The sequence below is a fragment of the Desulfosarcina widdelii genome, from assembly GCF_009688965.1.
Lineage (GTDB): Bacteria > Desulfobacterota > Desulfobacteria > Desulfobacterales > Desulfosarcinaceae > Desulfosarcina > Desulfosarcina widdelii.
This window is the reverse complement of the sequence record NZ_AP021875.1, coordinates 6,248,677-6,275,416: the sequence shown is the minus strand read 5'-3', so window position 1 is coordinate 6,275,416 and position 26,740 is coordinate 6,248,677. Positions and strand designations below refer to the sequence as shown.

General features: G+C 55.0%; 23 protein-coding genes and 1 pseudogene. 15 read left to right on the top strand and 9 right to left on the bottom strand.

What is annotated here, in order from left to right:
• Positions 1-43 precede the first annotated feature (43 nt).
• From GN111_RS28695 to GN111_RS28675, 5 genes are all read left to right on the top strand, one after another.
• Positions 44-1,216: a saccharopine dehydrogenase family protein gene (locus tag GN111_RS28695; RefSeq protein ID WP_155307034.1), complete on the top strand. Its 1,173-nt coding sequence runs from the start codon at positions 44-46 to the stop codon at positions 1,214-1,216.
• A 150-nt stretch (positions 1,217-1,366) separates the two neighbouring features.
• Positions 1,367-2,161, top strand: coding sequence for an ABC transporter substrate-binding protein (locus tag GN111_RS28690; protein WP_155307033.1), 795 nt, complete (start codon positions 1,367-1,369; stop codon positions 2,159-2,161).
• Positions 2,162-2,373: 212 nt separating this feature from the next.
• Positions 2,374-3,042, top strand: a complete 669-nt coding sequence (locus GN111_RS28685; RefSeq protein WP_155307032.1) for an amino acid ABC transporter permease — start codon at positions 2,374-2,376, stop codon at positions 3,040-3,042.
• A gap of 2 nt (positions 3,043-3,044) precedes the next feature.
• On the top strand, positions 3,045-3,713 hold the full coding sequence (locus GN111_RS28680; protein WP_155307031.1) for an amino acid ABC transporter permease: 669 nt from the start codon (positions 3,045-3,047) through the stop codon (positions 3,711-3,713).
• Entirely contained in the window at positions 3,710-4,438 is a 729-nt protein-coding gene (locus tag GN111_RS28675) for an amino acid ABC transporter ATP-binding protein (protein ID WP_155307030.1), read from the top strand. Before GN111_RS28680 ends, GN111_RS28675 begins: the two co-directional genes overlap by 4 nt.
• On the opposite strand, the gene GN111_RS28670 is transcribed toward GN111_RS28675, so the two are convergent.
• The 4 genes from GN111_RS28670 to GN111_RS28655 form a co-directional block, all read right to left on the bottom strand.
• Complete coding sequence (locus GN111_RS28670) at positions 4,416-4,904, bottom strand: DUF2062 domain-containing protein (RefSeq protein WP_155307029.1); 489 nt, start codon at positions 4,902-4,904, stop codon at positions 4,416-4,418. The genes GN111_RS28675 and GN111_RS28670 overlap by 23 nt on opposite strands.
• Before the next feature lie 22 nt (positions 4,905-4,926).
• Positions 4,927-5,976: a prolipoprotein diacylglyceryl transferase family protein gene (locus GN111_RS28665; protein ID WP_155307028.1), complete on the bottom strand. Its 1,050-nt coding sequence runs from the start codon at positions 5,974-5,976 to the stop codon at positions 4,927-4,929.
• Between the two features lie 185 nt (positions 5,977-6,161).
• The gene (locus GN111_RS28660; RefSeq protein ID WP_231715592.1) at positions 6,162-7,190 is read right to left on the bottom strand and encodes a phosphatidylserine decarboxylase; all 1,029 of its coding nucleotides are present in this window, start codon (positions 7,188-7,190) and stop codon (positions 6,162-6,164) included.
• Between the two features lie 5 nt (positions 7,191-7,195).
• On the bottom strand, positions 7,196-9,634 hold the full coding sequence (locus tag GN111_RS28655) for a hypothetical protein (RefSeq protein WP_155307027.1): 2,439 nt from the start codon (positions 9,632-9,634) through the stop codon (positions 7,196-7,198).
• 545 nt (positions 9,635-10,179) lie between these two features.
• Here GN111_RS28655 and GN111_RS28650 point away from each other — a divergent pair.
• Both GN111_RS28650 and GN111_RS34640 read left to right on the top strand, forming a co-directional pair.
• Positions 10,180-12,618: a glycosyltransferase gene (locus GN111_RS28650; RefSeq protein WP_155307026.1), complete on the top strand. Its 2,439-nt coding sequence runs from the start codon at positions 10,180-10,182 to the stop codon at positions 12,616-12,618.
• 1,142 nt (positions 12,619-13,760) lie between these two features.
• Positions 13,761-15,380 (top strand): annotated as a pseudogene (locus GN111_RS34640) (choice-of-anchor I family protein).
• Between the two features lie 87 nt (positions 15,381-15,467).
• On the opposite strand, the gene GN111_RS28635 reads toward GN111_RS34640, so the two are convergent.
• Together GN111_RS28635 and GN111_RS28630 are read right to left on the bottom strand one after the other, a co-directional pair.
• Positions 15,468-16,577: a YibE/F family protein gene (locus GN111_RS28635; protein ID WP_155307023.1), complete on the bottom strand. Its 1,110-nt coding sequence runs from the start codon at positions 16,575-16,577 to the stop codon at positions 15,468-15,470.
• A gap of 164 nt (positions 16,578-16,741) precedes the next feature.
• Complete coding sequence (locus GN111_RS28630) at positions 16,742-18,355, bottom strand: alkaline phosphatase (protein WP_197740447.1); 1,614 nt, start codon at positions 18,353-18,355, stop codon at positions 16,742-16,744.
• Positions 18,356-18,711: 356 nt separating this feature from the next.
• On the opposite strand from GN111_RS28630, the gene GN111_RS28625 reads away from it, so the two are divergent.
• A complete protein-coding gene (locus GN111_RS28625) occupies positions 18,712-19,167 on the top strand; it encodes an arsenate reductase ArsC (RefSeq protein WP_197740446.1) in 456 nt (151 codons plus the stop codon).
• Between the two features lie 17 nt (positions 19,168-19,184).
• Here GN111_RS28625 and GN111_RS28620 read toward each other — a convergent pair whose 3' ends face one another.
• From GN111_RS28620 to GN111_RS28610, 3 genes are all read right to left on the bottom strand, one after another.
• Positions 19,185-19,385, bottom strand: coding sequence for a hypothetical protein (locus GN111_RS28620; protein ID WP_155307022.1), 201 nt, complete (start codon positions 19,383-19,385; stop codon positions 19,185-19,187).
• A gap of 235 nt (positions 19,386-19,620) precedes the next feature.
• The gene (locus GN111_RS28615; RefSeq protein ID WP_155307021.1) at positions 19,621-20,544 is read right to left on the bottom strand and encodes a hypothetical protein; all 924 of its coding nucleotides are present in this window, start codon (positions 20,542-20,544) and stop codon (positions 19,621-19,623) included.
• A gap of 117 nt (positions 20,545-20,661) precedes the next feature.
• The gene (locus GN111_RS28610; RefSeq protein ID WP_155307020.1) at positions 20,662-20,808 is read right to left on the bottom strand and encodes a hypothetical protein; all 147 of its coding nucleotides are present in this window, start codon (positions 20,806-20,808) and stop codon (positions 20,662-20,664) included.
• Positions 20,809-21,215: 407 nt separating this feature from the next.
• Between GN111_RS28610 and GN111_RS28605 the strand changes: the two genes are divergently transcribed.
• From GN111_RS28605 to GN111_RS28575, 7 genes are all read left to right on the top strand, one after another.
• The gene (locus tag GN111_RS28605; RefSeq protein ID WP_155307019.1) at positions 21,216-21,536 is read left to right on the top strand and encodes a hypothetical protein; all 321 of its coding nucleotides are present in this window, start codon (positions 21,216-21,218) and stop codon (positions 21,534-21,536) included.
• A gap of 180 nt (positions 21,537-21,716) precedes the next feature.
• Complete coding sequence (locus GN111_RS28600) at positions 21,717-22,715, top strand: Ppx/GppA phosphatase family protein (protein WP_155307018.1); 999 nt, start codon at positions 21,717-21,719, stop codon at positions 22,713-22,715.
• Between the two features lie 11 nt (positions 22,716-22,726).
• Entirely contained in the window at positions 22,727-24,253 is a 1,527-nt protein-coding gene (locus GN111_RS28595; protein WP_170302500.1) for a CHAD domain-containing protein, read from the top strand.
• Positions 24,254-24,265: 12 nt separating this feature from the next.
• Positions 24,266-25,012, top strand: a complete 747-nt coding sequence (locus GN111_RS28590; protein WP_155307016.1) for a ParA family protein — start codon at positions 24,266-24,268, stop codon at positions 25,010-25,012.
• A 10-nt stretch (positions 25,013-25,022) separates the two neighbouring features.
• On the top strand, positions 25,023-25,493 hold the full coding sequence (locus GN111_RS28585; protein WP_155307015.1) for a CYTH domain-containing protein: 471 nt from the start codon (positions 25,023-25,025) through the stop codon (positions 25,491-25,493).
• A 5-nt stretch (positions 25,494-25,498) separates the two neighbouring features.
• Positions 25,499-25,918, top strand: a complete 420-nt coding sequence (locus tag GN111_RS28580; protein WP_155307014.1) for an NUDIX hydrolase — start codon at positions 25,499-25,501, stop codon at positions 25,916-25,918.
• 558 nt (positions 25,919-26,476) lie between these two features.
• The gene (locus GN111_RS28575; protein ID WP_155307013.1) at positions 26,477-26,731 is read left to right on the top strand and encodes an OadG family protein; all 255 of its coding nucleotides are present in this window, start codon (positions 26,477-26,479) and stop codon (positions 26,729-26,731) included.
• Positions 26,732-26,740 lie beyond the last annotated feature (9 nt).

Below are 26,740 nucleotides of genomic sequence, written 5' to 3'. Positions count from 1 at the left end.
GCACGGCGATTCGCTTTCCCCAAAAATCAGGAGTATCTATCCCATGCGAGTGCTGGTATTGGGCGGTTGCGGAATTCAGGGCAGGGCCGCCGTTTTCGATCTGGCCAAAAATCCGGATGTGCAAGAGGTGATCTGTGCCGACGCGAACTTCGAAGCCATGGATGAAATCTCGGCCTTTGTCGATATGGCCAAGGTCCGCACCGAATCCCTGGATGCCAATAACCCGGAGAATCTGGACCGTCTTTTCCGGCAGGCGGATGTGGCCATTGACCTGCTCCCCAGGCAGTTCGTGGAAACGGTCTGCCAGTCAGCTATCCGGACCGGTGTCAGCGCTGTCAATTCCAATTACGCCTATCCCATCGCCCATCTGGAAGAAGCGGCCCGAAACGCAGGCGTCGCCATTATGCCCGAATGCGGCCTGGATCCGGGCATTGACCTGGTGATTTACGGCGAAGCCGGCCGCCGCTTCGACGAACTTCACGTAGTCAATTCCTATTGCGGCGGACTTCCCGAACGGTCCGCCTGCGACAACCCCTTCAACTACAAGATTTCCTGGGTTTTCGAAGGGGTCCTGGCCTCCACCAAGCGGGACAGCCGCATGATCGATGAAGGCAAGGCCGTCGATATTCCCGGAGCCGACCAGCACGACCCCCGGAATGTTCGTCAGGTGGATTTTCCGGGACTGGGCACCCTGGAAGCCATTCCCAACGGGGATGCCATATTTTTTACCGATGCCTTGGGGGTTACCGCAACCATCCGGGAAACCGGCCGCTATTCGCTGCGCTGGCCCGGCTGGAGCGCCCTGTGGCATCCTTTGAAAAAACTTGGTTTTTTGAGTGAAGATCCGGTACCCGGCCTTCCCTGCGCGGTCTCCCCTTACCAGATGATGAACAAACTGCTAGGCCCCCAATTGCAGTACAAGCGCAACGAAAAGGACCTGGTAGTCATGCTCAATGTCTTCGAAGGCATCAAGGGCGGCCGGCGGGTCCGCCTGGTCAGCCGTCTGCTCATCGAACGGGACCTGGATACCGGCATCATGGCCATGGCCAAGGGTGTGAGCTGCCCGGCCAGCATCGTGGCCCGGATGATTGCCGCCGGCGAAATCCGGGATTCGGGTGTGCTGTCGCCAATGAAGCATATTCCCTACCCGGCATTTACCAAAGCCCTGCGCGACCGTGGAATCGATGTCGAGGAAGAGGAGCGCGTCCTGGAATGACACCGACCCGGAAAGGCCTGCCTTTCTGGAATGCAGCCGAAAGGGCCTCTTGCTGAAGCAGAACCGTCTCACCGGAATCCAAGCGAACCGGGATTCATGGATTCCATTGAGAAGGAATAGGACAGAACCATTTCAAACAAGGAGGAGAACATGAAGACAAGGATTTTGGCAGTACTGCTGGCTCTGATGATGGTGGCCGCGGGAACCGCAATGGCCGGCACCCTTACCGACATCGTCAAGCGCGGAGAACTGCGGGTGGCCGTGCAGTCCGGCGCGGCGCCCTATGCTTTCGTGGACAAGGACGGCAAGCCTGCCGGCTCCATGGTGGACTTTGCCCAGGACATGGCCGACCGCATGGGCGTCAAGCTCAAGATTTTGGATTTCGACTGGGATGGTCTGATTCCCGCACTGCTCTCCGGAAAGGCCGATATCCTGGCAGCGGACATGACCCCCACCCTCAAGCGCCACCTCAAGATTACTTTCTGCGATCCGTGGTACTATGTACAGCCCTGTGTCTTCACCACCACCGGCGCCTCTTTCCAGAAACCGGAAGATGCCAACAACCCGGACGTGACCGTGGGTGTTCTCCTGGGTTCTACCGGAGAGACCATCGCCAAAAAATACCTGCCCAAAGCCAAGATTAAGACCTACAAGGGCGGCGGCCGCATGATCGTCCAGGCCCTGCTGGCCGGCCATGTGGATGCCGGCGTCAATGACGACCTGGCCGTGCTGACCGTTCTACCGGATTTTCCGCCCAACTCCGTCAGGGTTCTCCCCGAACGCCTGGGGCAGGGCAAGGATCCCCTGGCCTTTGCCGTGCGCCACGAGTCGGTGAACCTGTGGCAATGGATCAATCTCTATTTCAAATTTGCCCGCAGCGACGGCAGCTACGATAAAAACGTCAAGTACTGGATGGAGTCCACCGACTGGAAGAAAGACCACTAATAGAAGCTTCGGAGAGAAGAAGCGTATAGGCTTCTTCTCTCCCCAAAATTGTGAATGCGATTTTGGCAGATTCACAAAAAGTCGCTCGACATGTCATTCCCGCGAAGGCGGGAATCCATAACGATATGAAGAAACTGGATCCCCGCCTACGCGGGGATGACATCCATGGAACCAACTCGACTTTTTGCGAATCCCTCAATTAAGGCTCGGCTATGCTCGAAGGCTTCAATTTCCGCATCATTTGGGAGTACATGCCGTTTTTTCTGGAGGGGCTGCGCAACACCTTTCTGATCTCCATTGTCTCGATCTTCCTGGCCCTCATCGCCGGCATTATCGCCTGCGCCTGCCGGCTTTCTCCCTGGCGGCTGCTTCGGGGCCTTTCCATCGTCTACATCGAATCCATCCGTTCGACGCCGCTCCTGGTCCAGATCTACTTTTTCTATTTCGGACTGCCGACCCTTGGATTGCGGGTACCGGAGATCCAGACGGGCATCCTGGCCCTGATGCTCAACAGCGGCGCCTACATTGCCGAAATCGTACGGGCCGGCATTACCTCGGTGCCCAACGGCCAGATCGAAGCGGGCGTATCCTCCGGCCTCAACTACTTCCAACGCATGCGCTTTATCGTCCTGCCCCAGGCCCTGGGGATCACCGTGCCGCCCTTGCTGGGGCAGGCCATCGTTCTGGTCAAGGACACCGCCCTGCTCTCTTTGATCTCGGTCATGGAATTGACGCGCTGCGGGCAAACGCTCACCTCCGAGCGATTTATGCCCACCGAGGCTTTTTTCACCGTGGCCTTCTTTTACCTGTGCATCTACTTCGTACTCAAACCCCTGGCCGACTGGTCGCAGAAAAAGCTCATCTTCAGGGAGGCCTACTGACCATGATGCTCTTTTACTTCCAGCGGCTGATCGAAATCCTGCCGTTTTTTCTCAAGGGGCTGTGGATGACCGTGGCGGTGTCGGGCATCAGCCTGGTGCTGGGAACGATTTGCGGTCTTGTACTGGGCATCCTGCGAACCTCGAACAACAAGATTCTGGTGGGATTGATCGGCGCTTACGTGGCCTTGATCCGGGGTACGCCCTTCGTGGTTCAGATTTTTATCGTCTTTTTCATCCTGCCGGAATGGGGTATCCAGTTGGATGCATTCCCGGCTGCAATTCTCGCGTTGACCAATTTAGGCACGGCGTTCATCTGCGAGATCGTGGCCGGAGGAATCAAAGCCGTCCCCAGAGGGCAATGGGAAGCAGCCACCTCGTCGGGTTTGACCCTGTTTCAGCAACTGCGCCATGTCATCGTCCCTCAGAGCATGCAGACCATCCTTCCGCCGCTGGTGGGCCAGTATGTGCTTCTGATCAAGGACTCGTCGGTAGTATCGGTGATCGGCGTGGTGGAGTTGACCCGCGTAGGTTGGGTCACCGTGGTGCGTATCCCTGAAGGGCTGATGGTCTTTTCGCTGGTGGGTATTCTCTATTTTGTCATCTCCTACCCGCTGATCCGGCTTTCCAACCGACTCGAGGAGAAGATGGCCACCCAGAAAGTCATGTTATGATTCAATTCAAAGGCGTCAACAAGTGGTTCGGCAAGCTGCATGTCCTCAAGGATATCGATTTAAATGTCGCTGCCGGAGAAGTGGTGGTGATCTGCGGCCCCAGCGGCTCGGGCAAGTCCACCCTGATCCGCTGCATCAACCGTTTGGAGAAATTCCAGAAAGGGGAGCTGTTCGTGGACGGCACGCCGCTTCACGATCATTCCACCAATCTGACCAAACTGCGCGCCGAAATCGGATTCGTCTTTCAGCAGTTCCACCTCTACCCCCACATGACCGCCCTGCAGAACGTCGTCCTGGCGCCGATCAACGTCCGAAAGCTGAAACGCGCTGCTGCCGAAGAACTGGGCCGCGAGAAGCTGGCCCGCGTGGGCCTTGCAGACAAGGCCGATTCTTACCCCAGCCAGTTGTCCGGTGGCCAGCAGCAGCGCGTGGCCATCGCCCGTGGGCTGGCCATGGCCCCCAAAATCATGCTCTTTGACGAACCCACCAGCGCCCTGGATCCCGAAATGATCGGCGAGGTGTTGGACGTCATGGTCAAACTGACTAGCGAAGGCATGACCATGTGCGTGGTGACCCACGAAATGGGATTTGCCCGCCAGGTGGCCCACCGGGTGATTTTCATGGATGATGGCAGCCTTGTAGAAACCGGCAACCCCCATGATTTTTTCGACAGCCCGCAAACCGACCGCGCGGCGCAGTTCATCAGCAAAATTCTGACCCATTAGAATCTGGTGAACGGCGCCTGCGGTACAATCGGACCGCCCGCAGCGCCACCATATATCCCGCAAAGGCCAGGGGAAGTCCGAGAATCAACCCTCCGGCACACAGGTCGACCAGGACCAGGGGCGACTGCTTGATCAGGTTGATCATCTCTTCGGCCGTGAATGCCGCCGGCCACCGGACCCCATTGGAAACTCCCACCAACCTGGCACCCACCCAGTAGTTGACCGGATAGATCAACGGCGCCGTGAACACATTGGTGATGTTCACGCCCACCATGGCAGCGATTTTGCTCCACCCCAGTATAGACGCCAGCGCGATGCAGGCAGCGAAATGGGCCCCGAGAAAAGGCGTCATGCCGATCATGAGCCCCAGGGCGAATCCGAGGGCAATTTCCTGCGGCGCCTCCTTCAGCTTGATGAAGCGGTCGTAAATTCGGCGGACGTATTTCGACAAGGATTGGTGGGCCATGGATATCGATGCTCGCGACCGTTCAGATCCGATCTTCTTTCACAAAAAAAGATACCCCCGATCCGGTCACCTGGCTCCGGCCGGTTCTCAGGAACATGATGATCCCGATCGTCTGGAGAGAGAGGATCGTCGCGGGATTCCAGAACTGTCGGAGCCCTGCTGCAATGTCTCCGGCAGGACCTGCGGCCGGGAAGAAAAACGGCAGCAACAAACCGTAAGGGACGGTCGACAGACTCATGATCTGGTATACGCTGATCTTACGATCCCCGCGATAGTCGGCCCTTAGAAATTCGGAGAAAAAACGCCAGATCTGGGTAACGAACAGGCAAAGAAAAAAGGCCCATGCATAGCTGCCGGAAAGGTAAAGCAGGGTACCGGCCAGTGCACTGGCGCTGTACAGTACCGCCGTAACGGCCGGAACCGCGAAAATCTTCTGTCCTTCCAGGTGATGGGCGTAAGCGATCTTCTTGGTGCAGCCGGTATAGGTGAACGCAGCCCACGAAAGATAGCGCTGAACCGCTTGCGGCATTTGGTCCATGGGTTTGCCGTAGCAGCACCCGAAACTGATACAGGCCAGCCTGCCGATGCCTTCTCCAAGAGCATAGGCCACTATCATCGCCGACAAAACGGCCATGGGATCGAACCCGGTCCCGGTGAAACGCCGGGCGATCATTTCCAGCGGCACCACCAGCCAGGGACCCAGAACGATGCCCAAAAACGAAGCCGCTCCCACACTGAAGGTGCTGGGCTTTTTCTCTACCCAGCGGGCAATAACGCTTGAAGCCGGCAGGCAGATCCCTAAAATCGCGCAGGTGATGGCAGCAAAAACCATAACAGGTACACCGGCGGCACCGGTAAGGATCAGCACCAGGGCAACGGCGGCGCACAATGCCAGGGCGTTGAACAGGCCGTAGTAGGTCAGATTCTGGCCTTGCCAGGAACCATCGGCCATTTTTCTGACGGGAACGGTACAAAGGATCTGCCAACGCTCCCGCTGTAGGGTGGAAAAGCCCCAGATGAAAAGCGGAACGAGAAAAAGAGTCATGAAGAGAACAAACAGCCAGTTGTGCATGGGTCAGACTCCTATTAAAGATTCAACCGCGATAAAGGTAAAAAATGTGGTGACCTCAGTTCAACCGTCCACCAGACAACTTTGTAAAAAGGTCGAGATCAAGGCTTGCGAGTCCTGAGGAACGAGGCGTATAAACAATACTCCACAGAGACGAAGGACGAAGCGTAACGCAGATATCGGCCTTTTTACGGAAGCGCTCTATTTCTCTTTTTCCCCACCTCCGATCTAACCCTAACATCCGTCTCCACCAGAGGAGAACGAAAGTGCCGCGTAAACCGGCTGGTCACATCCTGCCGCCGCATATTGGCCAGAATGTCTTCGGAAAACACCACACGGTGGGGCTGAAAAATCAGCACGTCGACGCTGCTCCCCGGCCGATAGAGGCTCTTGGGGCAGCCTCGTTCCAGAAACATGCCGGTACCGATGTCCAGAGGATCGTCATAACCACGGGTGCTGTAGCACTGCACGATGTCGCCGATCATCATGGCCACGATCTCGATCATGGCGACCAGTCCTACTCCCGTACCGCCGGGAACATCCGTATCGATGATGGTGACCACTCGCCGGTTCTTGGAATAAGGAGTAACTTGAGAAACCACCGCACCGGGATTGCAGGAGTGGCAGCGCCCCGAAATTTCGTAGATATCCGCTACCTGTCCGGATACGGGCAGATGGTTGTAATGGTATTTGTCGGGTGTCAGCCTGAAAATGGCAAAATCGCCGCCATCGAAGGTCCGCAGCCATTGCGGTTTGTCTTCACCGAGCAGTTCGGGGAAAGAGAAAAATTTCTCCTTGAGAAACAGGCTGCTGTGCCGGTCAAAAGAGCCTGCGATCATCCGGGCGTCGGCCGGTGAAACGATGCGGTCAACCGCCGTGGGCATGGGCCTGCATTGCCAGTAACGGATTTGGCGTTCGAAGAGTTTACGAGGCGTGTTCAGGCTTTCCGGTTCCGCCAGGCATTCGTCGACGTCGATGCCCATGGCCCGAATCCGGCTGCGAATCCCCCGCTGCCGGCCGGGCAGGGGCAGGTCGAAATTGAGAAAACCGAGAACGGCAGACATGCGCAGGGATGTCACCGCCTTGAAAAGCAGCGATGAATCTTCCCGCGAACGCGCATAGAGCTGGTTGATCAGTGAATCGGCGATCAACCGCTCCGTTACCACCCGGGCGGAATCCCGATCGACATACTGGTGTCTGCCTGGCAAATGGGTCACGAATCTCAGCCCTCCGGGCAAGCGGCTGCCTCTTGCGTTTTCATTTGGGTCAACGTCAGCAGCAGCAGGTGAATCAGTCGGGTGATGGCCTGAACCGACAGCTCTTCGGACAAAAGGGCCGGCCGGAGTGCATTGACGAAGGATGCGGCGTCCCTGCCTTTGAGAATGGAGAACAGGGCCTGGTTGTAGGTACCGCTGCGCCAGGAGGAAAGACCGTCCAGCCGGCCGACCTGATCGCACCACACATCCAGGGATTCTTCGAGCTGTTCCGTTTTCAACTTCTTGCGGTAGAAAGATTCCGCCGCTGCATTGAATTCATCCGCACTCAGGTCGGTTGATGATTTGGCTCCGGCCCGGTCGCAGATGCGGCGGGTCAATCGATCGGCCGCCGCGTGATGGCCCGGGTTTTCGATTCGCAGGTCCAGGTCACCCAACGTCTGCCCGAAATCACCCATCTCGACCAGTTCCGGGGCATCTTCTCTTAATATGGCGACAAGGGTCTTTTTGAAATCCACGGCCCGCACACGGGTGTAGCCTCCGTAACGACGGCTGGCGCGGATGTTGGGCGTTCGTTTGGCCATGCGGGCCAAAAGCCGGTTGGGCGTGTCCGAGCGGACATAAAAGGTCGGGATACCTACGGCTGCTCCGAAAAAGATCTGCCGGCGTTCGCTTTCGACAAAGGGGGAGTCAGGAATGTCGCCGTGGGAAATCTGCCCGGTGAAAATATATTTGTACGCCAGGGCCGTCACCAGCATCTGCAGGTTGGCGGCATGCCCCATGTCGCGGGTCAGGTTCTCAAAAAGGCTGTAATGACGCCCTTCGAAACCGGTGAAGCCCATGGTTTTGAAACAGCGGGCCCGATATAGCATGTACAGCGGCATGCAGGGATCGAATACGCCCATGTCTCCCAGGTCCTGTTTCAGGCGCAGATCGTTTCCCAAACAGCCGTCCAGTGCGGGGCTTTCGTCGGTGGCCATCAGGGCCACCAGATAATCGATGAGCCTGAAATCCGGGACATGATCGCCCTTGAGCCGAAAACAGCGCGCCAGACTGCGGTCCAGCCATTCCGGCCCGAAGGGAGTGATGCTGCGTCCCAGGATCTTCAGGCTGGCCTTTTTCTTCCATCGCCTCCAGAACATCCGCAAGTGGGTGAAGTCCATTTCGTGGGGCAGAAAACCCAGCACGCGCTCCGGATGAAAGTCCATGAAATCGATCCGGTACGGCGCCGCCGAATAGGTGCCCACGAAAAGCGGCAGAAAATGCTCCACAATTTTGATGGCCAGATCGCCGTAATGTTTCTCTTCCTGGGGACCGAAACCCGAATCAGGGTCTTTCAACATTCGGGTGAGCTTGCGGCTTCCCAGGCTGATGTGGGTGCCGTTGTTGGCCAGGGAGATGTTGGAGGTGTTGGGCAGCACCACCAGATTGTTGGCCACGATGCCCGCCTCGCGCAGTTTGCGGACCGCATTGAGCTGGCTGCGCGAAAGCACCTCGTGGCACAGGTGCATATACCGGTGTTTGGCTTCCCCGTCATTCCAGCCGGAAAGGCAGGGACTCATGAACAGCGCACGGTAAAAGCTGTCTGAAATCAGGTTGTTCAGACGCTTCTGCCGGATTGGTGGATGGGGAGCGAAATAGAGTTCGGCTTTCTGTCCGCTTTCCGTCAGGCCGAACTGCCGGTTGGCGTACTGGATGAGAAGCTGGGAAAGCATGAAACGAAGTGCCGTCTCCCGGGCGACGGCCTTTCCCGGACCCGAATCCTGGGTCAGACCGACCGGATGAAAGGAAAAGGTCTCCGGAGAGGTGTTGTCCGAGAGAAAATGGTCCATGGCGCTGCGACCGGCCGCCTGTATGGTCGGATGCGGGCAACCTTCCCCGACAGCATCGGCCAGCGCCAGTTTGAGCAGGTAACTGATGGGGATTCGCAGGATTTCCTGACCGTTCTCGCAAAGATGAAACCGGCAGGCATCGCCGCGCCGGGGACTTTTGGCACAGCCTTTGTCGGATCGCAGATCGATCTCCAGGATCGACCGTGCAAAAGGGGTGAGGGTATCCACGGGCAGCCGTACCCAGCTATTTTCCCACACGCCCTCTTCGTTGGCTTCCAGAAAGCGTTCCAGGGCCGTCAGGCTTGAACGGGGCGCATCCCCACGCAGGGTCCGCTTCTTGAGATTCCTGAAAAATCCAGAGTCTTCGATTTCACGGGCCAGATCCACCTGGCTGCGGCTGCCGGACACGGCTGTCTGATATTCGTTTTCCGATCCTGCGGTGGTGTCGGTCGGAGTAAACGGCAGGGTGCGCGCAAGGCCGTCCGCAGTGACGGTTTCGATGCCGAGGATATGAATCGTTCGGAACAAATTGGCCGCCTTGGCAGCCGGTTCAGGGCGGGGCGTGTTGCCGGGCTGTTTCCGGAGAAGGTCCGTTCGAGGCGCGAATTCTACCATATCACCTTCCGTGTTCTCCCTTGATCCGTTAAACAGGGATCAAAAAAAAGTAAAGAGAACACTCGATACGATGCAGGCAATGGAACCGAACAACACAATGATGTTGATGGCTTGATCGGGCATAATCATTTCCTCGTGGAGCGGTAAAATCTCCTTCTGAACGTTGCGACCCTATTTGCTTCCGTTTCGGATTAGGGCAGTCCGATAGTTTCGTTGGCCATAAATTAAAAGCAATGAATTAGCCTTATGTTACCGGGCGATTAGAAATTGGTTAAAAAATCGTAACCGAAAACAAACGTTTTGCTAACGCCAGGGAAACAATGGTCGCTTTCTTAGAAGAGGAATAAATGCCATCGACCATCCGCCCTACCGTTTGAACCAATTTAACCATAATCTATCTTTTCCTTAATCTTTTTTTAATAAACCGGTGAGCATAAGGCAGCCAAAAAAGTAGTCCTATTCAGAAGAAAAGGAATTTTTGCACGTTGTCGAATGAGATAAAAGCAGTCCTTGACCGGGGAACGAAGAAAAAGAAAGGAAACGCGATGCGGATCGATCTCCATGTGCATTCCAAGTATTCCAAACGACCATCCCAGTGGATCCTGAAAAAAATCGGCACCCCCGAGAGTTTCACCGAACCGCTGCAATTGTATGACATTGCCAAACGGCGGGGCATGACTCATGTGACCATCACCGACCACAACAGCATCGGCGGAGCCCTGGAAATCGCCCATCTGCCGGGAACCTTCGTCAGCGAGGAAGTGACCAGTTATTTTCCCGAAGACGGCTGCAAGTTGCATGTGCTGGCCCTGGATATCACTGAGGACCAGCATGAGGAGATCCAGAAGCTGCGGCCCAGCATCTACGATCTCACGGCCTATTTTCGCCGGGAGAACATCTTCAACATCATCGCCCATCCCCTGTATGCGGTCAACGACCGGATGACCCTCGAGCACTTCGAACAACTGCTCCTGCTTTTCCGGAACTTCGAGTTGAACGGCGCCCGTAACAGTCGCGAAAATCAGACGATCAGAACTGTTCTCAACAACCTCACCCCGAAAGACATAGAGCGCCTGGCGGACAAACACGGCATTGAACCGGCGTTTGAGAATCCTCATCAGAAACGCCTTTTCGGCGGATCGGATGACCACAGTTCCCTGAACATCGCCAGGACCTACACCGAATTTATAGGAAGCCACGACACATCGGTCTCTCTTGCCGCCATGCGGGCCAACCCGGCGGTCGTTCACGCCGATGCCCCCACTCCCCAGACCATGGCCCACAACCTCTACGGCATTGCCTGGCAGTTTTTCCGCCATAAATTCAATCTCGGACGCTATGCCGGCAAAGATCCGCTGGTCCGCTTTCTGGACCGGTCGCTGACCATGGAAAACGAAACCCAGCCCGGTATGCTTTCGCGGGTCTATTTCTTCTTCCGTGCCCACAAGCGCAAACGGGTCAAGCATCCGTTATCGGATTCGCTGGCCACACTTTTGCGCCATGAAACCCAGAAACTGATCGAAGAGAATCCCTATCTGGCGGACCCCGGCAAAGAGAATGAGCAGGCGCCCGAAGATCATTGGTTCTCTTTTGTCGATACGCTTTCCAACCGTGTAACGGTCCATTTCGGCAACCACCTGTTGGACCACCTCTCCGGCGCCAATGTGTTCAATATCTTCCAATCCATCGGCTCGGCGGGCGGTCTGTACACCCTGTTGGCACCTTATTTCGTGGCTTTTTCCCAGTTCACCATGGGGCGCGACCTGGGCATTCAGATTCGTGAGGCGTTCGGTATCCAAAAGGCGCCTGCCGGTATCAACTTGGTTGATGACACCCACGTGGCCCATTTCACGGACACATTCTACGAAATCAACGGCGTGGCCCTGACTCTGCAGCAGCAAGTTCATCTGGCCACCGCCGCCAACCACCACTACACCCTGATCACCTGCGACGACGAAAACCGGCCGCCTCGGAAAGGGGTCAAGAATTTCGCACCCATCGGCACCTACGACCTGCCGGAATACGAACAGCAGAAAATCTTCTACCCGCCGCTGCTTGAAATGCTCGACTACTGCCACCGGGAAGGATTCAATCACATCCACACGGCCACGCCGGGACCCATCGGGTTGGCGGCCCTGGCCGTCGCCCGCTTTTTGCGGGTGCCGATCTCCGGGACCTATCATACGGCCATTCCCCAGTATGTTCAAATTCTCACGGGCAGCGCCTTCATGGAAGAGCTGGCCTGGAAGTTCGTTCTCTGGTATTATGATCAGTTGGATCTGATCTATGCGCCGTCCAAAAGCACCAAGGACGAACTGGTGGATAAAGGCATCAGCGCCGATAAAATAAAAATTTACCCCCGCGGCATCGATATCCATCGCTTCAATCCGTCAAAACGCAACGGCTTTTTCGGAAAGTGGAACTGCAGCGAACAGCAGGTCAAACTGCTCTATGTGGGGCGGGTTTCCAAGGAGAAAAACCTCCACCTGCTGGCCCAGGCCTATCGGAAGCTGGCTCGGAACAGTCGGAATGTGGTGCTCACCATCGTCGGCGAGGGTCCCTACTTGGAGGAGATGCAGTCGTACATGGCCGATCTGCCCTGTATTTTTACGGGCCGCCTGGAAGGCGAGGATCTGGCCGAAGCCTATGCCTCCAGCGATCTATTCGTTTTCCCCAGCACCACGGACACCTTCGGCAACGTCGTCCTGGAAGCCCAGGCCTCGGGTATCCCGGTTATCGTTACCGATCAGGGCGGCCCCATGGAGAACATCCTGCCGGGCAAAACCGGGTTGATTGTAGAGGCGGACAGCGAACAGGCGATTCTCGACGCCGTGCGATCAGTGATCTCCGATCACGAACGGCGCTCGGCCATGGGCCAGGAAGCACGCAAATACATGCAAAACCGGTCTTTCGAGGCCGCCTTCGACGAAACCTGGAAAATGTTCGGGACGCTCAATGCGAATAAGGTGGCTGTTGCCGGATAGTCCCCAACCAATCCCATAAATCTTTCCAATGGATCCTCCCATAAGAACCGATCTTTCTATAATTTCGTAAACAGCTAATCCGCCATTAAGAAGGAATGGAAAATGGATTTAGAAGTTGAGAGTCTCAGTTTGGAGTCTTCGGATCAATGGCTGAACAATAAATGGCTTAACGAAGAGGATCGTCTACAATTTAAGCATGATAAACGGTTCGTTCGCTGTATTTGCCCGAAGTGCGCTGCAGATCACAGCGTGTACATGCTATGGACCGGCCGGGGTGTGCCACGCAAATATTGTGGAAGCTGTAAATCTATGGTTTCTACTTACGGCGATGCTATCTTTTATGGCGTTAACCACACCCATTATGTCAAAAGAGGGGGGCGAAGAGAAGACGGGTAATTGATGACTCTCATCGGCCGTTGATTCGTTTTACAATAAAATGTCATCCCTCCTTCGCTGATAACAATCAAACAGTTCCCCGGCATCATGCCTTCCGAAAGGACGAACCGTTACGACCAGCTTCATCCGTATTCATAAAAACATGCATGGTTACAATGTGACGACCGCGCGTCCAAGCGCCGGATGGTTTTCAATTTCAGCATCATGGACTGGTGGAGCACTACACCGGCCAGGCCGATCCTCTATCATTCCCCGAATATGTCATCGACGACTGGGAAAACGTCTCCGAAGCCCTGGCCGACGCCGGACTGAATTTGGCCTTCACCGGACACTACCACGCCAACGACATCACTGAAAAAGAATTTGAAAACGCAAAACTCTACGATATCGAAACCGGTAGCCTGGTAACGGCCCCCTGCCCCTATCGCATCGTCACGCTGCATGGCGATAATGCTGCCCAGGTGGAAACCCGCTATATCACCGAGATCGAAGCATCTTACACCGGTGGGGAGGACTTTCAGGAGTACGCCCAGGCTTTTCTGTATGAAGGGCTATTGGGTATCGCCCAGTATTCGCTGGTTTATCAATACGGGCTGGATGCAGCTACTGCCGGCGACCTGGCGCCCTATGTGGCCAAAGCCTTCGTCGCCCATTACGCCGGCGACGAGCAGGCGGACGACGAAACATTAAACCTGATCAACGGATTTTTGAGCAGTACGGATGCTACCACCCAATATCTGGGGCAGATGCTCTACGCCCTGTGGACCGACCTTGCTCCCACGGACAACCGCGCCCTAATCTCCCTCGATCCCAAGGTAGAGCTGAGCGTGCTGGGCACCTATGCCAGCAACGTGTTTGACGAAGGCGCCGCCGAAATTGTGGCCTTCGATCCCAAAACCCGACGCCTGTTCGTCTCCAACGCCAATGAGAACACTGTCGATGCGCTGGACATCACCAACCCGGTCGAACCGATTAAGGCGTTCACCATCGACCTGTCACCATACGGAGGCGGAGTCAACAGCGTGGCCGTGAATGGCCGCATCGTAGCCGTGGCCGTGGAGGCGGACGTCAAGCAGGATTCTGGCACGGTTGCCTTCTTTGATACCGACGGCCATTTTCTCAACCAGATCACGGTCGGCGCCCTGCCGGACATGCTGACCTTCACCCCCGACGGCCGCAAGGTCCTGGTGGCCAATGAAGGCGAGCCCAACGACGACTACACCGTGGACCCTGAGGGCTCGGTTTCCATCATCGACATCTCCCGCGGTGTTTGGCGGGCCCGGGTCAAAACCGCCGGCTTCGAGAAATTCAACAAATGCAAAGACAAGCTGGTGACCGACGGCGTGCGCATCTTCGGCCCAAATGCCACCGTGGCTCAGGACCTGGAGCCAGAGTACATTGCCGTAGCCGATGACTCTTCCCAAGCCTGGGTGACCCTCCAGGAGAATAATGCCGTAGCCGTTCTGAACATTTACAGCGGGCGCATCGTGGACATCCTGCCCCTGGGCGTCAAGGACCACGGCATGACCGGAAACGGTATCGACGCCTCAAACAAGGACGATGTTATCAACATTGCCAATTATAACGGTGTATTCGGCATGTTTCAGCCGGATGCCATTGCAGCCTAAGGCAGCCGATGCCGCCGGTACCGGGTGACGGCCAATGAGGGCGATGCCCGCGATTACGATACCTTTGCCGAAGAAGAACGGGTGAAAAATCTGGATCTGGATCCGGACATGTTTCCCGATGCCGAGACGCTTCAGGAAAATGAAGTATTAGGGCGCCTGACCGTCACCACCGCCCAGGGCGACCTGGATGGGGACGGCGACTATGACGAACGCTACTCCTTCGGCGCCCGGTCTTTCAGCATCTTCACCCCAACTAAAAAAGGCCTGCGCCTGGTATTCGACAGCGGCGACCAACTAGAACAGCTAACTGCCGCGGCTCTGCCCTTCAACTTCAACAGCACCAACGACGAGAACGACTCCTTCGACAACCGCAGCGACGACAAGGGTCCCGAGCCCGAGGGTCTGACCCTGGGCGAGATCGACGGCCGGACCTACCTGTTCCTTGGCCTCGAGCGCGTCGGCGGCATCATGGTCTACGACATCACTGATCCCCGCGACCCTGAATTTGTCCAGTACATCAACAACCGTGATTTCAGCGGTGATGCCGAGGCAGGCACCGCCGGCGACCTGGCGCCCGAGGGGTTGACCTTCATTCCTGCCCGTAAAAGCCCCACCGGCGACAACCTGCTGGCAGTGACCAACGAGGTCAGCGGCACCACGACCGTTTACAAAATTGACGTGAAAAAGCGCTGGCCCCATTGCCGGGGCGGGCATCATCGCTATTTTTTCTGGAAATAGCAGCGGCTTTCTTCTACTTCTATCCAAAAGGCAGGGTCCGGACGGGCCCTGCCTTTTTTGCTGATTTTCAAGGAATATTTTCTTTATTTATAGATTTTTCCGGCTGTACATCACTGCCCCGGCGATGGCCGTGAGCGGCGCCACAGCTACCAACCCGAAGCTGCCCACGAAAACATTGAGAATCTCCGACGCCACGAAATTGACGTTGAGAATCTGCTGAACTTTCCACCCCTGCCCCATGAAATTCATCAGCATGGCCGTGTACCCTCCCGAATAGGCCAACAGCAGCGTAGTGGTCATGGTGCCGATCACGGAGCGCCCCACGGCCATGCCGGAGCCGAAGAGTTCACCGAATCCGATTTCCGGCTTTTTGCTTTTGACCTCGTCGATGGATGCGGCAATGTCCATGGACAGGTCCATGACCGCACCGGAGCAGGAAAGGAAAATTCCGGCCAGAAAAATTTCCGTCAGATCCAGATGCGGAAAGCCGGCGTAAAGCAGGTTTTCGGCATAGGGCCTGACTGCGCCGTTAAGGTGAAACCCCGGGGCGAATAGCTTGGCCAGGATACAGGCCAGCACCAGGCCGGCGAAAGAACCTACAAAAGCGGTCAACCCTTTGCGGGTCCATCCGCCAACGAGAAAACTGACCGAGGCCGTCAAGGCAGCCACGACGGCCAGTGAAATCGGTATAGGGCTGAAATCTTTGAGGAAAAGCGGAATCAGCACCTTCCAAATCATGAGCGCCGCGAAAAGGAAGGACAGCAGCGCCTTGAGGCCTGTAAACCCGGCAACGGCGACAATGAAGATGCCAAACAGGGCAATTAAAAAAAGTTCATGGTTGAGCCGGTAATACCCGCGAGTGAAAGCCATGTGGATTTTACCGTCATGGATTTTGTACTCCACCAGGATGGTGTCTCCCGTGACATAAATCTCGTCGAACTCCATTTTCCCTGCCAATGGATTCACGACGCGGGTCCGCTGCCCCTTGTGGGGACCCTGCACAATTTCCACCTGGACATCCTGCGTGCCGGTGCGCACGATCAGGTTCTGACGCAAGTCGGCATTGTCCACGGAAAGCACGACCGCTTTTACCAGATACGCATCCTTAGCTCTGCTGCCTTCGAAACCGGTCGGCAGAAAAGATAAAAATACGCAACAAAATACAAAAAAAAGGGAAACGATGTTATTTTTCAGCATAGGTGTCCACAGGGCAGTCTAACGCCGCCCTTTTCCATTGGAATTCTTATGTGTTTAAAGAAAAACGACATACGGAAGGAAGGGTCTAAATAAAAACGTGGGTAAAAAGCAAGCCGCTTTTTACCCACGTCGGGATTAGGATCTGTTTATCGCAGCAACAAGAATCAGTCGCCAATCCTTACCTTCATGATTTTGGCGATCTTCTTTGCCACATCGGTGTTGTCGTAATAGCCGTCGAAGATTTCTGATCCGGCACCCATGGCCAGCACCGGCACCGGCACGGCCGTGTGGGAGTATGAGGTCCAGGCCAGACCGGATTTGCGGTTGAGCAGATGGGTCAGGGTGACGGACAGGGGATCGTAGGTACCGTAAAGAAGGTCGTTCTCCTCACCGGTGTTCTCGTTTTCATCACTCATGGTTTTATCGAAGGCATCTTCCAGCAGGCTGATCTCATACTCGGTGAGGTCGTCTTCAGAATCGGGGGTCAGACCGGCGCCATCCATACCGTAGGTAGCCAGGATGATCTGCCACATGTCACCATCGATATCCTCCGGCAGCGGCTGATGGGCAGCGACATAGTTGGCCAGTGTTTTAAGACCGAAATCGTCGTAAGCAATAGTCTGAGCGGCCATTTTTTCGTAGTAGGTTTCATAGACCGTGCCGGCAAAACCCAGAGTCATGCCACCGCACTCGTGGTCGCCGGTGACGACGATGAGAGTATCGGAAGGATGTTTTTTGGCAAAAGCCACGGCTACGCCGATGGCATCGTCAAAGGCGATGGTGTCTTCGATGGCGGCCCGGGCGTCGTTGGCATGGCAGGCCCAGTCGATCTTGCCGCCTTCCACCATCATGAAAAACCCGCAGCGGTTCTTTTGCATCAGTTCGATGCCTTTTTCGGTGAACTCTGCCAGGCTGATGGAGTCTTCATAGTCTTCTCCGGGGCCATCGGCAGCCATGCGGTTCAGGGCATAAGGAATGGCATTGGAACTGTCCAAATCGGGATTGACGGCAATGGCCCGGCCGGTGCGACGGTTCAAGGCATCGAATTCCTCGCGGGTGTTGGCGAATGTGAAGCCATTTTTCACAGCAGTAGTTTCAACCAAGGCATAGCGTTCGTCGTTGGAAAGATCGTCATACGTATCGCTGCTGTATTTGTTGACTCGGAAACCGCCGCCGCCGAAATAATCGAAATCGCTGTTCAGCAGCCATTCGCCGATCTGTTCGTAGTTGTTGCGGCTGGCTTCATGGGCATAAAAAACGGCCGGGGTGGCGTGGTCGATGGAGACGCTGGAAACGATGCCCACCTTCATTCCCCTGGCTTTGGCCGCCTCGGCCAAACTGGTGTAGTTCTCCGTAGCGTCCGGATCCATGGAGATGACGCCGATGTTGGTTTTCTTGCCGCAGGCCAGGGCCGTTCCGGCAGCCGCCGATCCGGTGATGAAACGGTTGTTGGCGAAGCTCATCTGCATGCCCTGGACGGGGAACTCGCTCATGATCAGCTTGTTAGCCTTGACGCCGCCGGCTACCGTGTCGTCCTCCGTCAATGCGGCCAGATAGGCCTCGGTGGCATGAATCTGCGGACTGGCCATTCCGTCACCGATAAAATAGAAAACGTATTTGGGGCCGGAAGAGCACTGATGGCCACCATGATTTCCCCAGTGATTCCCCCATGACCACTGATTTTTCCATTTTGAGCCTGCACTGGCAGTTCCCATGCACAAAGAGGCGGCCGCGAGGGCCATGATACAAATTTTCCAGACCGATACCCTTCTACTCATTTTTTCCTCCTTCTTCAGTTTAATTGAACCCATTGCGGGAAACAACCCCGCGAATGCCCAAATTCAAAGTCTTCAATAAATTGTTTTTCGATGAAACCGAAAGATGCGGCGGGACTGGAAGCCGGATAGAATCAAACGACAACCGGTTTGGTAGAGAAATATGCCTTGGGTGTTAAGGCAATATTGGAGGGTTGTTAAAATACGATTAGCGTGGAGGGTGTTGCTAAAAAATCGAACGATAGAGATGGCATACTCATGGAAACAGATAATGGGTTCTATTGCTATCGCCTAACACGATGCTAACAATTTCCATCTAAAATAGAATGAATCGACAACTTGAATCGACAGAGGTTACCATGACCCAAAAAATGAGGATCCTGTTCATCTGCCAGCACAACAGTGGTCGCAGTCAGATCGCCGAGACCTATCTGAGGGAATTGTTCGGGGACAACTTTGAAATGGAAAGCGCCGGGCTGGAGCCGGCGGGCCGCGTCAACCCGCTGGTGGTTCAGGTGATGCGCGAGGATGGCTTCTATCTTGGGGCCAAGAAACCCCAAAGCGTTTTCGAGCTGTTCAAGGCCGGCAAACTCTACGATCATGTCATCACGGTCTGCAACGATTCGGAAAACAAATGCCCACTCTTCCCCGGGGTGACAAAACGCTGGCACTGGCCCTTCCCCGATCCGGCCACGGTAGAAGGCACCGATGCCGAAAAGCTGGCTGCAGTGCGCCGTATCCGGGACAGCATCAAGGATTGGCTGCAGTACCCGCCGGAAGATACCATTGATTTCAAGGCGCTGATCAAAGCCTGAAAAGACGACGACAGGGGCTACTCTTCACCCAGGAAGTAGTAATCCTGGCAGGCCTGACAAATAGAGGAAAGGTTGTATTCCAGTTTAGAAAATTGCGTTCGGAAAAATGTGGCTGGCCTGCCGCAAAGCTTGCAGGTTCCTTCAGTTTTGGCGCAAACGCTTCTGGCAACAACCGCATCGTCGGACAACGCTCCAATTAATTCACCGAGTCGATCCACCGTTAACTCTCCCTCCATGTTTTAAAAACGCAAAACAATTTTGCCGTGGGGCGATCTGCAAAACATGCATCGCTTCCGGTGTATTGTCGCACATCGAAGGTTTGGTTTAAATTAGCGGAAGATTAGAAACTGATTAGAGAACAAAGCAGATGCGGGTAAGCGTTCACAGATTCCCGGCTTAACCACCGGCTACGCGGGTCCTCGGTGACTGTTTTTTGTAAACGGTCAACCGGGACTACGAAGCCAATTTATCGAGGTCCGATGAAAGCTTTCGGACAGATCGGGTGAATTCGGTCTTGAATTGCTTCTCTTCCTGGTCGGTGAATTCTTTGAAATCAAGCAGAGCCAGGGAGCGGACGATGTTCAGCAGGTCCAGAAGATAAGATTCCGCAAGGGAACTGCAGGCTGACATCCGGTCTTCCCTGTTTCCGGTTTTTGCGGGCAGGGAAGCTGCGAATTTTTCCGGATCGGCTTGAAAACGAAGGTTCAGGACTGCCGTCAGGAGACGAAACAACGCATCCACACGGTTCGTCCGGATCAGGGTGGGGGAATGGAAAAAGGAACGTTTCTCCTCTACGTTTACGTCGGCCCGTTCAAGACACAATACCTTTTCAAACCAGTTCACGGTGTAGGCGATGGTGGCTTCCCTGGACCACTCATTCTTTTCCCAGGCATGGGCACGGATTGCCTTTGTCATCTCCTCCATGCAGATTTGAACCGTCTCGTAGTTGAAACTGCCCAGTAAAGCGCCTTCCTGGAAAATATCGATGCCGATTCGATGCGCATGTTCTGAAATTTCCGCACACAGGATACGGCTTTCTTTTCCTGGTCTTTGGATGATGATTTTATAAGACGGCTTATCTTTGTCGATTCTTACCAATTCTTCCATGGAATCGGCAGGGGGAAGGATCAGAGCGGCTGCAGAAGGGGGTAGGAAGGCGGCCCACAGCCCGGGACTCAAGTCTATGCTGGCCAGTGCAGACTTGAATATTGGGAGGTCCTGCTCTTCCAGAGGGCTGACAGGCGTTAACTTTCCCTTTTCCAACCGCGGAATGAAAAGGGTCATGATCTCTTCTATGGCGGCCTGCCACCGGGCACTTCTCGGGTCTTTGTTTTCCTGTTCAATCCATCGCTTCGCTTTTGACGTCATCCGTTCCATTGCGCCGCTCCCGTTTTCTATCTTTTAAAAATATCACCGGGATCGCTTTCATAGCACAGACGCTTTCTGTGGACAATTTGAAACAGGACGACCACACGTAAATTTTTTTTCGATTATTTATCTGTTTTTAACCGAACCCGCCATATCAAGCAGGCGTTTGACGCTCTGGGCGGCAAGATGATCGAACAATTTGAGGAAGGCGACCGATCCGATAAGGACAATCAATCCGGCTATGGGGAAAACAATGGGGAAAAGAGAATCCATGTTGGCTGAAACGGCTCCGTAATTCAATTTTATTCTTTCATCTGCATATCGTATGATCACTTTTTCACGTTAATGTTAGCAAATGATTAGCAAAACGCCGTTTTTTAAAATCGAAAAATATCATCCCTTCATAGACCGCCGTCATATGGGGCAGCGCCCTTAAATCAAGCTACAACCCTATGATTTTATAAAATATTTAAATCTTTGTGAAAAAATACAATTAAATTAGAATGTTGTGAAAAAAGAAGGTTTTTCAATATTGGAAAATGACTTTCCTAACAATTCCCTAACATTTTGCGGGTAACTACCAAAAATGGATCATTAACCGAACTTAGAGTTGACTAAAAATCGTTTCAATATTCATTTTGCCAGTCCAGAAAATATCGCTGCCATACAAAGGAGTTCGCATGATTTCCGAAAACTGCAGAATCGATGAGTTTGTGGAAACGGTTAAAAATAAAACCTCCTGGGAAGCGCTCTCCCTGGCCGTGGAAGAAGCCAACCGGGCCGACCGCATGGCGTACCGCTCCGAACGCAAGACGGATTTCCAAACCTATTCACGCCAGTTGAAGCGGTTGATCGGTTATCTGCGGTATTCGGTTACCCCCCGACGTCCGCGGGACATGGCCTATCGGCTGTACATGCAGCACTGGGGCTCCGCCCGGGAATTGCATCCGTCCGTGCTGGCGGGACAGCCAATGGATCGCGCCATGCAATCCATAAACTGATTCCAGCAGCGTTTTGCCGTACCACTCCCGGACCCGCCGGGAACCATTCGTTTGACCTTTCGCAAGGGTTCAATCCCCGGCGGTGCCTCCTGATTTTATATTGTCCGCACCTGTCCATATGTGCTTTGCTTCCCTTCCACGTGAATCTATCGGCATTCCAACCGAAAGGGTTTGACCCGCATGTTGACCAGCAACCGCTTCGCAGCCATCGACATCGGATCCAACGCCGTCCGCCTGTTGCTTTCCGAAGTGTTTGAAACACAAAACGGACCCTATTTCCGGAAAATCTCCCTGATCCGCATGCCCATCCGCATGGGAAGGGACGCCTTTATCCACAAAAAAATCTCCAAGGACAACGCCGAGCGACTGCTCAATACGATTCAGGGGTTCAAATCCCTGGTCAACGCCTACCGCCCCCTGAATTTTCGCGCCTGCGCCACCTCGGCCATGCGCGAATCCAGCAACGGATCGAAGATCAAAAAGCGAATCAGGGAACAGACCGGGGTGGACATCCAAATTATCAGCGGTAAGGAAGAGGCCAAAATCATCTTTGCGAACAATCCCTGGAGCCACCTGGTCGATGGCCGGGCCTGGCTGTTTATCGACGTCGGCGGCGGCAGCACGGAAATCACCATCCACTCCAGCGGCAAAACGGTTTCCAGATCCTTTGAGATCGGCACCATTCGATTGCTTGAGGACCTGGTTAAAAAAGATCATTGGAAGGAGATGAAATCATGGATTCAGCGCCATACGCGTTCTTTTTTCAATATCGACGCCATCGGCAGCGGCGGCAACATCAACAAGATCATTAAGCTGGCCAAATGTTCGGACGACAAAACCATTACCCTGGCCAAAATGAAAAAAGTCCGCACCAACCTGAATTTTTTCTCGTTCGATGACCGCATCACCAAGCTTGGACTGAAGCCCGACCGCGTGGACGTCATCATGCCCGCCATGAAAATCTATATGTCCGTGATGAAATGGGGTGGGATTCGCGGCATCTCCGTGCCGCAGATCGGCCTGGCCGACGGCCTGGTGCGCATCATGTACCGCGACTACATCCGATCACGGACGAACCGCATGGACCGAGCCGGGAAAAAATCCCCGGCTTCCCCATCCAGAAAACGCCGGACACGATCTACGAAAAACCGGTCCGCACCCGATGCATGCCGCTTGTGAAAGGAACGCTCATGGCCGATCACAGATATATCCTGCCTGAACCAAACGCCCGCGATGCGATGGTCAAGGAGTTGGCGGACCGGTTTACCGGCATCCGCGAAACGTCATCCGCCGATTCGTTCGAAGTCATGGACACCTTCGACTGGCGGCTGTTCAAAACGGGCTGGCTGATGCTCAGGTCCACGGATGCATATCGGACCATCGATATCCACACCGGCCAACCCATCGACAAACTGGTATTGCAATCGGAAAAGCGGATTGTCTTTGCCTGGGATTTTACCGAATCGGAGATGGCCGATGCGCTCGAGCCGGTCATGGAAATGCGGGCCCTGATCTCCCTGGGCAAGGTCGAATGTCAGTGCGTCCAGCACGAGCTGCTCAACAGCGACGAGAAAATCGTTGCCCGCCTGGTGCTGGAAACCTATCGCCTCGACACCGGGGAGAATGCCGTCGAACACTGCCGCATCGAACCGGTGCGCGGCTATGCCAAGGCCGCGAAGCTGGCCGTGGCCGGTCTGCAGGAGATGGGACTGGAACCGGCCCGACAGTCGCCGGTGCTGACCTTGCTGGAGAGAAACGGATTTTCTCCCGGAACCAACAGCTCCAAAGTCGATATCGAACTGCAGCCCGACATCCCCGCCACCGAAGCGGTCCGGCGCATCATGGAGCAACTGGTCACGGTGATGCACCAGAATCTTTCCGGCGTGCGCGAGGATATCGACAGCGAGTTTTTGCACGACTTTCGCGTATCCGTGCGGCGGGCCCGCTCTCTGCTCGGCCAGATGAAAGGCGTCCTGGATGCCCGCACGACGGCCGACCTGACGACCCGGCTGAAGAATATGGGCGATATTACCGGCAACCTGCGTGACCTGGACGTCTACCTGCTGAAAAAAGCCGAATACACCGCCATGGTCGCCGACGTGCTCAAACCCGGGATTGCCCAGCTCTTCAGCGCCCTTGCGCGCAAGCGCCGCTACGCGAAAGCCCGCATGATCAAACGCATGGCCACCGATGCGTTCGCCTCGGACATGGACGTCCTGGACGCATTTGTCCGATCGGATCGCCCGGCCAAATCCGACGCGCCTGAAGGCAACCGCCCCATCGGCGAACTGGCCCGGGCGGTGATCCACAAGCGCTATCGCCGGATCGTCAAAAAAGGCCGCAAGATTACGGCCGCGACGCCCGATGAAGAGCTGCATCGACTGCGCATCGACTGCAAGAAATTGCGTTACCTGCTCGAATTTTTCACTTCCCTGTTTCCTAAAGATCAGATGAAAATCCTGATCAAGCAGCTCAAACAGCTTCAGGAGAATCTGGGCGACTTCAACGACCTTTCCGTTCAGCAGGAATTTCTCGTCGACTATCTTCAGGGGATCGCCCCCAAGTCACCCCGGGAAATCCTTCTGGCGGCGGCCGTCGGCGGCCTGGTCACCCGGTTGGGAATCGAACACCAGCGGGTCCGCTCCCAATTTCTGAGCGTGTTCGCCCGCTTTGACGACGCGGAAAATCGCAACCGTTTTAAATCGCTATTTGCCTGACAGGAACGCATTGTGAAAACCATAGCCTTATACAGCATCAAGGGCGGTGTCGGTAAGACAGCCGCCAGCGTCAACCTGGCCTATCTGGCGGCATCCCGGGAACAGACACCGACGCTGCTGTGCGACCTGGACCCCCAGGGGGCATCCACGTTCTACTTTCGGATTCAACCCAAACCAAAGCACAGCAGCCGCAAATTCCTGAAGGGCGGCAAGCGCATCGACAAGGCCATTCGCGGCACCGACTATCCGAACCTGGACCTGCTTCCGGCGGACCTCTCCTACCGCAACCTGGACATCGAGTTGAACGGTTTTTCCCATTCGCGCCGGCGATTGAAGCGCCTGCTGTCCCGCTTCGATGGGGAGTATACGTATATCTTTCTGGACTGCCCGCCCAACATCACCCTGGTGAGCGAAAATATCTTCGAGGCGGCGGACATCATTTTGCTTCCCATGATTCCCACGACTCTTTCCATGCTGACCTACCGGAAACTGTTCTCCTTTTTCGAAGAGAGCGGACTGGATACGGGCAAACTGCATCCTTTCCTCTCCATGGTGGAACCCCGCAAGCGCATGCACCGCGACACGGTTCGGGAAATGATGGCCAACGGGGTCAACCTGATGAATGCTTTTATCCCTTACAATGCCGAGGTGGAACAGATGGGCTTCCACCGTGCGCCCCTGGTCCACTACCGACCCGGCTGCGCCGGCGCCAAGGCATTTGCCAATCTGTGGCGGGATGTAAAAACCCGGCTGAAATAGGAAACGAACCATGGGAACTGAAATCGAACGCAAATTTCTCGTCGATCGCCTGCCGCCCGATTTTGAAAATCTCACCGGCAAGACCATCCGCCAGGGGTACGTCATCGACGCTGCCGGGGGCATCGAACTGCGGGTCCGACAGAAACAGACCGCCTGCTATCAGACTGTCAAGATGGGCGAGGGGCTTTCCAGGACGGAGATCGAAATCGAGTTGTCGCCGGATCAGTTTGACCAGCTCTGGCCTTACACCGTCGGCCGCCGGGTGAGTAAAACCCGCTACACCTTCCCGGTGGGCGGCCATACTGCCGAACTGGACCGTTTCGAGGGGAACCTGGAGGGATTGCTGATGGTGGAGGTGGAGTTCGCATCCGTGGACGCTGCAGGGGACTTTGCACCGCCGGACTGGTTCGGCCGCGATGTAACCGAGGACAAGCGCTATAAGAACAAACACCTGGCGGTTCACGGCATTCCCGGGAGTTGAGCGGCATGAGGAAACGGTTCGACCAGGCCGGCGCGATCCCCTATCAAATCTCGGATGACGCCATCGAGGTGCTTCTGATTTCCACCAGCAGCGGCAAAAATCTCACCATTCCCAAGGGATTGATCGACCCCGGCTACAGCGCCACCGAAACCGCTGTGAACGAAGCCTACGAGGAAGCAGGCATCAAAGGCCGTCTGATGACGCCGCCCATCGGCGTCTACGGATTCGAGAAATGGGGCGGGAGGTGCCAGGTGGACGTTTTTGTCATGGCGGTCAACCGGCAACTGGCTGTCTGGCCCGAGAGGTCCGTGCGCCGTCGGTTCTGGTACGACTACCGCAAGGCCGCCCGGCGGGTCAAGCATTCCGACCTCGGGGATCTGATTTTGAAGCTGCCGGCCTTTCTCAACCGGCCGCAGTCCGGATAAAAGTACCAAACGGGCTTTTGGCGATTCTGGATACATTTGTTAAAATTTAGGTTACATCCGGGAACCACCGGTTACCGGCATTCTATCTCGCTGGAATTCGGCGATAAATTTTTAAAGCCGATCATCACTTGACCACACATCCAATCCGGTCTATTTACAACTTGCGGGAATCGTTAACCGTTCCTCTTTCCTTATTCTAAGCGCTTACAATTATATTGAAAAGTGCACTGCGCAAAATTGATCCCGATGCTATACGTATTTGGCGTTCCCTTCAGCAATTACAGGGAAATCCCATGCTGGATGGGAGAGTTCAGAAGTCTGGCAAAAAAGTGCAGATCACAGTTCAGCGAATCAACGAGATCAACTTGATCTCGCTGGCGTGTGTAAAAAAATATTTGTATGACTGAACCGAAACGTTGCGGATCGATTGGCTCGGCCTGCCTAGACAGGTTGATCATTCGGCGCATCATATCGCCCTACCTTGATTTGTAATTGTGATTACAATCATCTCAATATTGCCTTGATGGCTGTATTGGGAATGCACATTCAGGATGAACGATGATTCTTGCCGGAGTCAAACTGACGCTTTTGGGGATGACGGTAGTCTTCTTGTTTCTGATCGTTCTGGTTCTGGCCGTCAAACTTTCCTTTCGCTTCCTTTCAGCAAAAAGCGCCACGGAACTCGCCGAGGTTGAAGCCGCTGCATTGAAGAAAAAGAGACGACCGGTTGTAAAAACGGACGACGCTGTGCTGGTTGCTGTGATCAGTGCGGCGATCGCCGCGCATCGCTCTCGCACCATGCGGGTCAGGTGAAACCGTTCG

Coding starts and splice junctions, on each gene's coding strand:
- GN111_RS28655 (WP_155307027.1), bottom strand. CDS start 9,634: ATGGTAGAATTCGCGCCTCGAACGGACCTTCTCCGGAAACAGCCCGGC.
- GN111_RS28610 (WP_155307020.1), bottom strand. CDS start 20,808: ATGGATTCTCTTTTCCCCATTGTTTTCCCCATAGCCGGATTGATTGTC.
- GN111_RS28685 (WP_155307032.1), top strand. CDS start 2,374: ATGCTCGAAGGCTTCAATTTCCGCATCATTTGGGAGTACATGCCGTTT.
- GN111_RS28585 (WP_155307015.1), top strand. CDS start 25,023: ATGGGAACTGAAATCGAACGCAAATTTCTCGTCGATCGCCTGCCGCCC.
- GN111_RS28615 (WP_155307021.1), bottom strand. CDS start 20,544: ATGGAACGGATGACGTCAAAAGCGAAGCGATGGATTGAACAGGAAAAC.
- GN111_RS28690 (WP_155307033.1), top strand. CDS start 1,367: ATGAAGACAAGGATTTTGGCAGTACTGCTGGCTCTGATGATGGTGGCC.
- GN111_RS28680 (WP_155307031.1), top strand. CDS start 3,045: ATGATGCTCTTTTACTTCCAGCGGCTGATCGAAATCCTGCCGTTTTTT.
- GN111_RS28670 (WP_155307029.1), bottom strand. CDS start 4,904: ATGGCCCACCAATCCTTGTCGAAATACGTCCGCCGAATTTACGACCGC.
- GN111_RS28600 (WP_155307018.1), top strand. CDS start 21,717: ATGTTGACCAGCAACCGCTTCGCAGCCATCGACATCGGATCCAACGCC.
- GN111_RS28605 (WP_155307019.1), top strand. CDS start 21,216: ATGATTTCCGAAAACTGCAGAATCGATGAGTTTGTGGAAACGGTTAAA.
- GN111_RS28630 (WP_197740447.1), bottom strand. CDS start 18,355: ATGAGTAGAAGGGTATCGGTCTGGAAAATTTGTATCATGGCCCTCGCG.
- GN111_RS28675 (WP_155307030.1), top strand. CDS start 3,710: ATGATTCAATTCAAAGGCGTCAACAAGTGGTTCGGCAAGCTGCATGTC.
- GN111_RS28650 (WP_155307026.1), top strand. CDS start 10,180: ATGCGGATCGATCTCCATGTGCATTCCAAGTATTCCAAACGACCATCC.
- GN111_RS28625 (WP_197740446.1), top strand. CDS start 18,712: ATGACCCAAAAAATGAGGATCCTGTTCATCTGCCAGCACAACAGTGGT.
- GN111_RS28580 (WP_155307014.1), top strand. CDS start 25,499: ATGAGGAAACGGTTCGACCAGGCCGGCGCGATCCCCTATCAAATCTCG.
- GN111_RS28595 (WP_170302500.1), top strand. CDS start 22,727: ATGGCCGATCACAGATATATCCTGCCTGAACCAAACGCCCGCGATGCG.
- GN111_RS28695 (WP_155307034.1), top strand. CDS start 44: ATGCGAGTGCTGGTATTGGGCGGTTGCGGAATTCAGGGCAGGGCCGCC.
- GN111_RS28575 (WP_155307013.1), top strand. CDS start 26,477: ATGATTCTTGCCGGAGTCAAACTGACGCTTTTGGGGATGACGGTAGTC.
- GN111_RS28635 (WP_155307023.1), bottom strand. CDS start 16,577: ATGCTGAAAAATAACATCGTTTCCCTTTTTTTTGTATTTTGTTGCGTA.
- GN111_RS28665 (WP_155307028.1), bottom strand. CDS start 5,976: ATGCACAACTGGCTGTTTGTTCTCTTCATGACTCTTTTTCTCGTTCCG.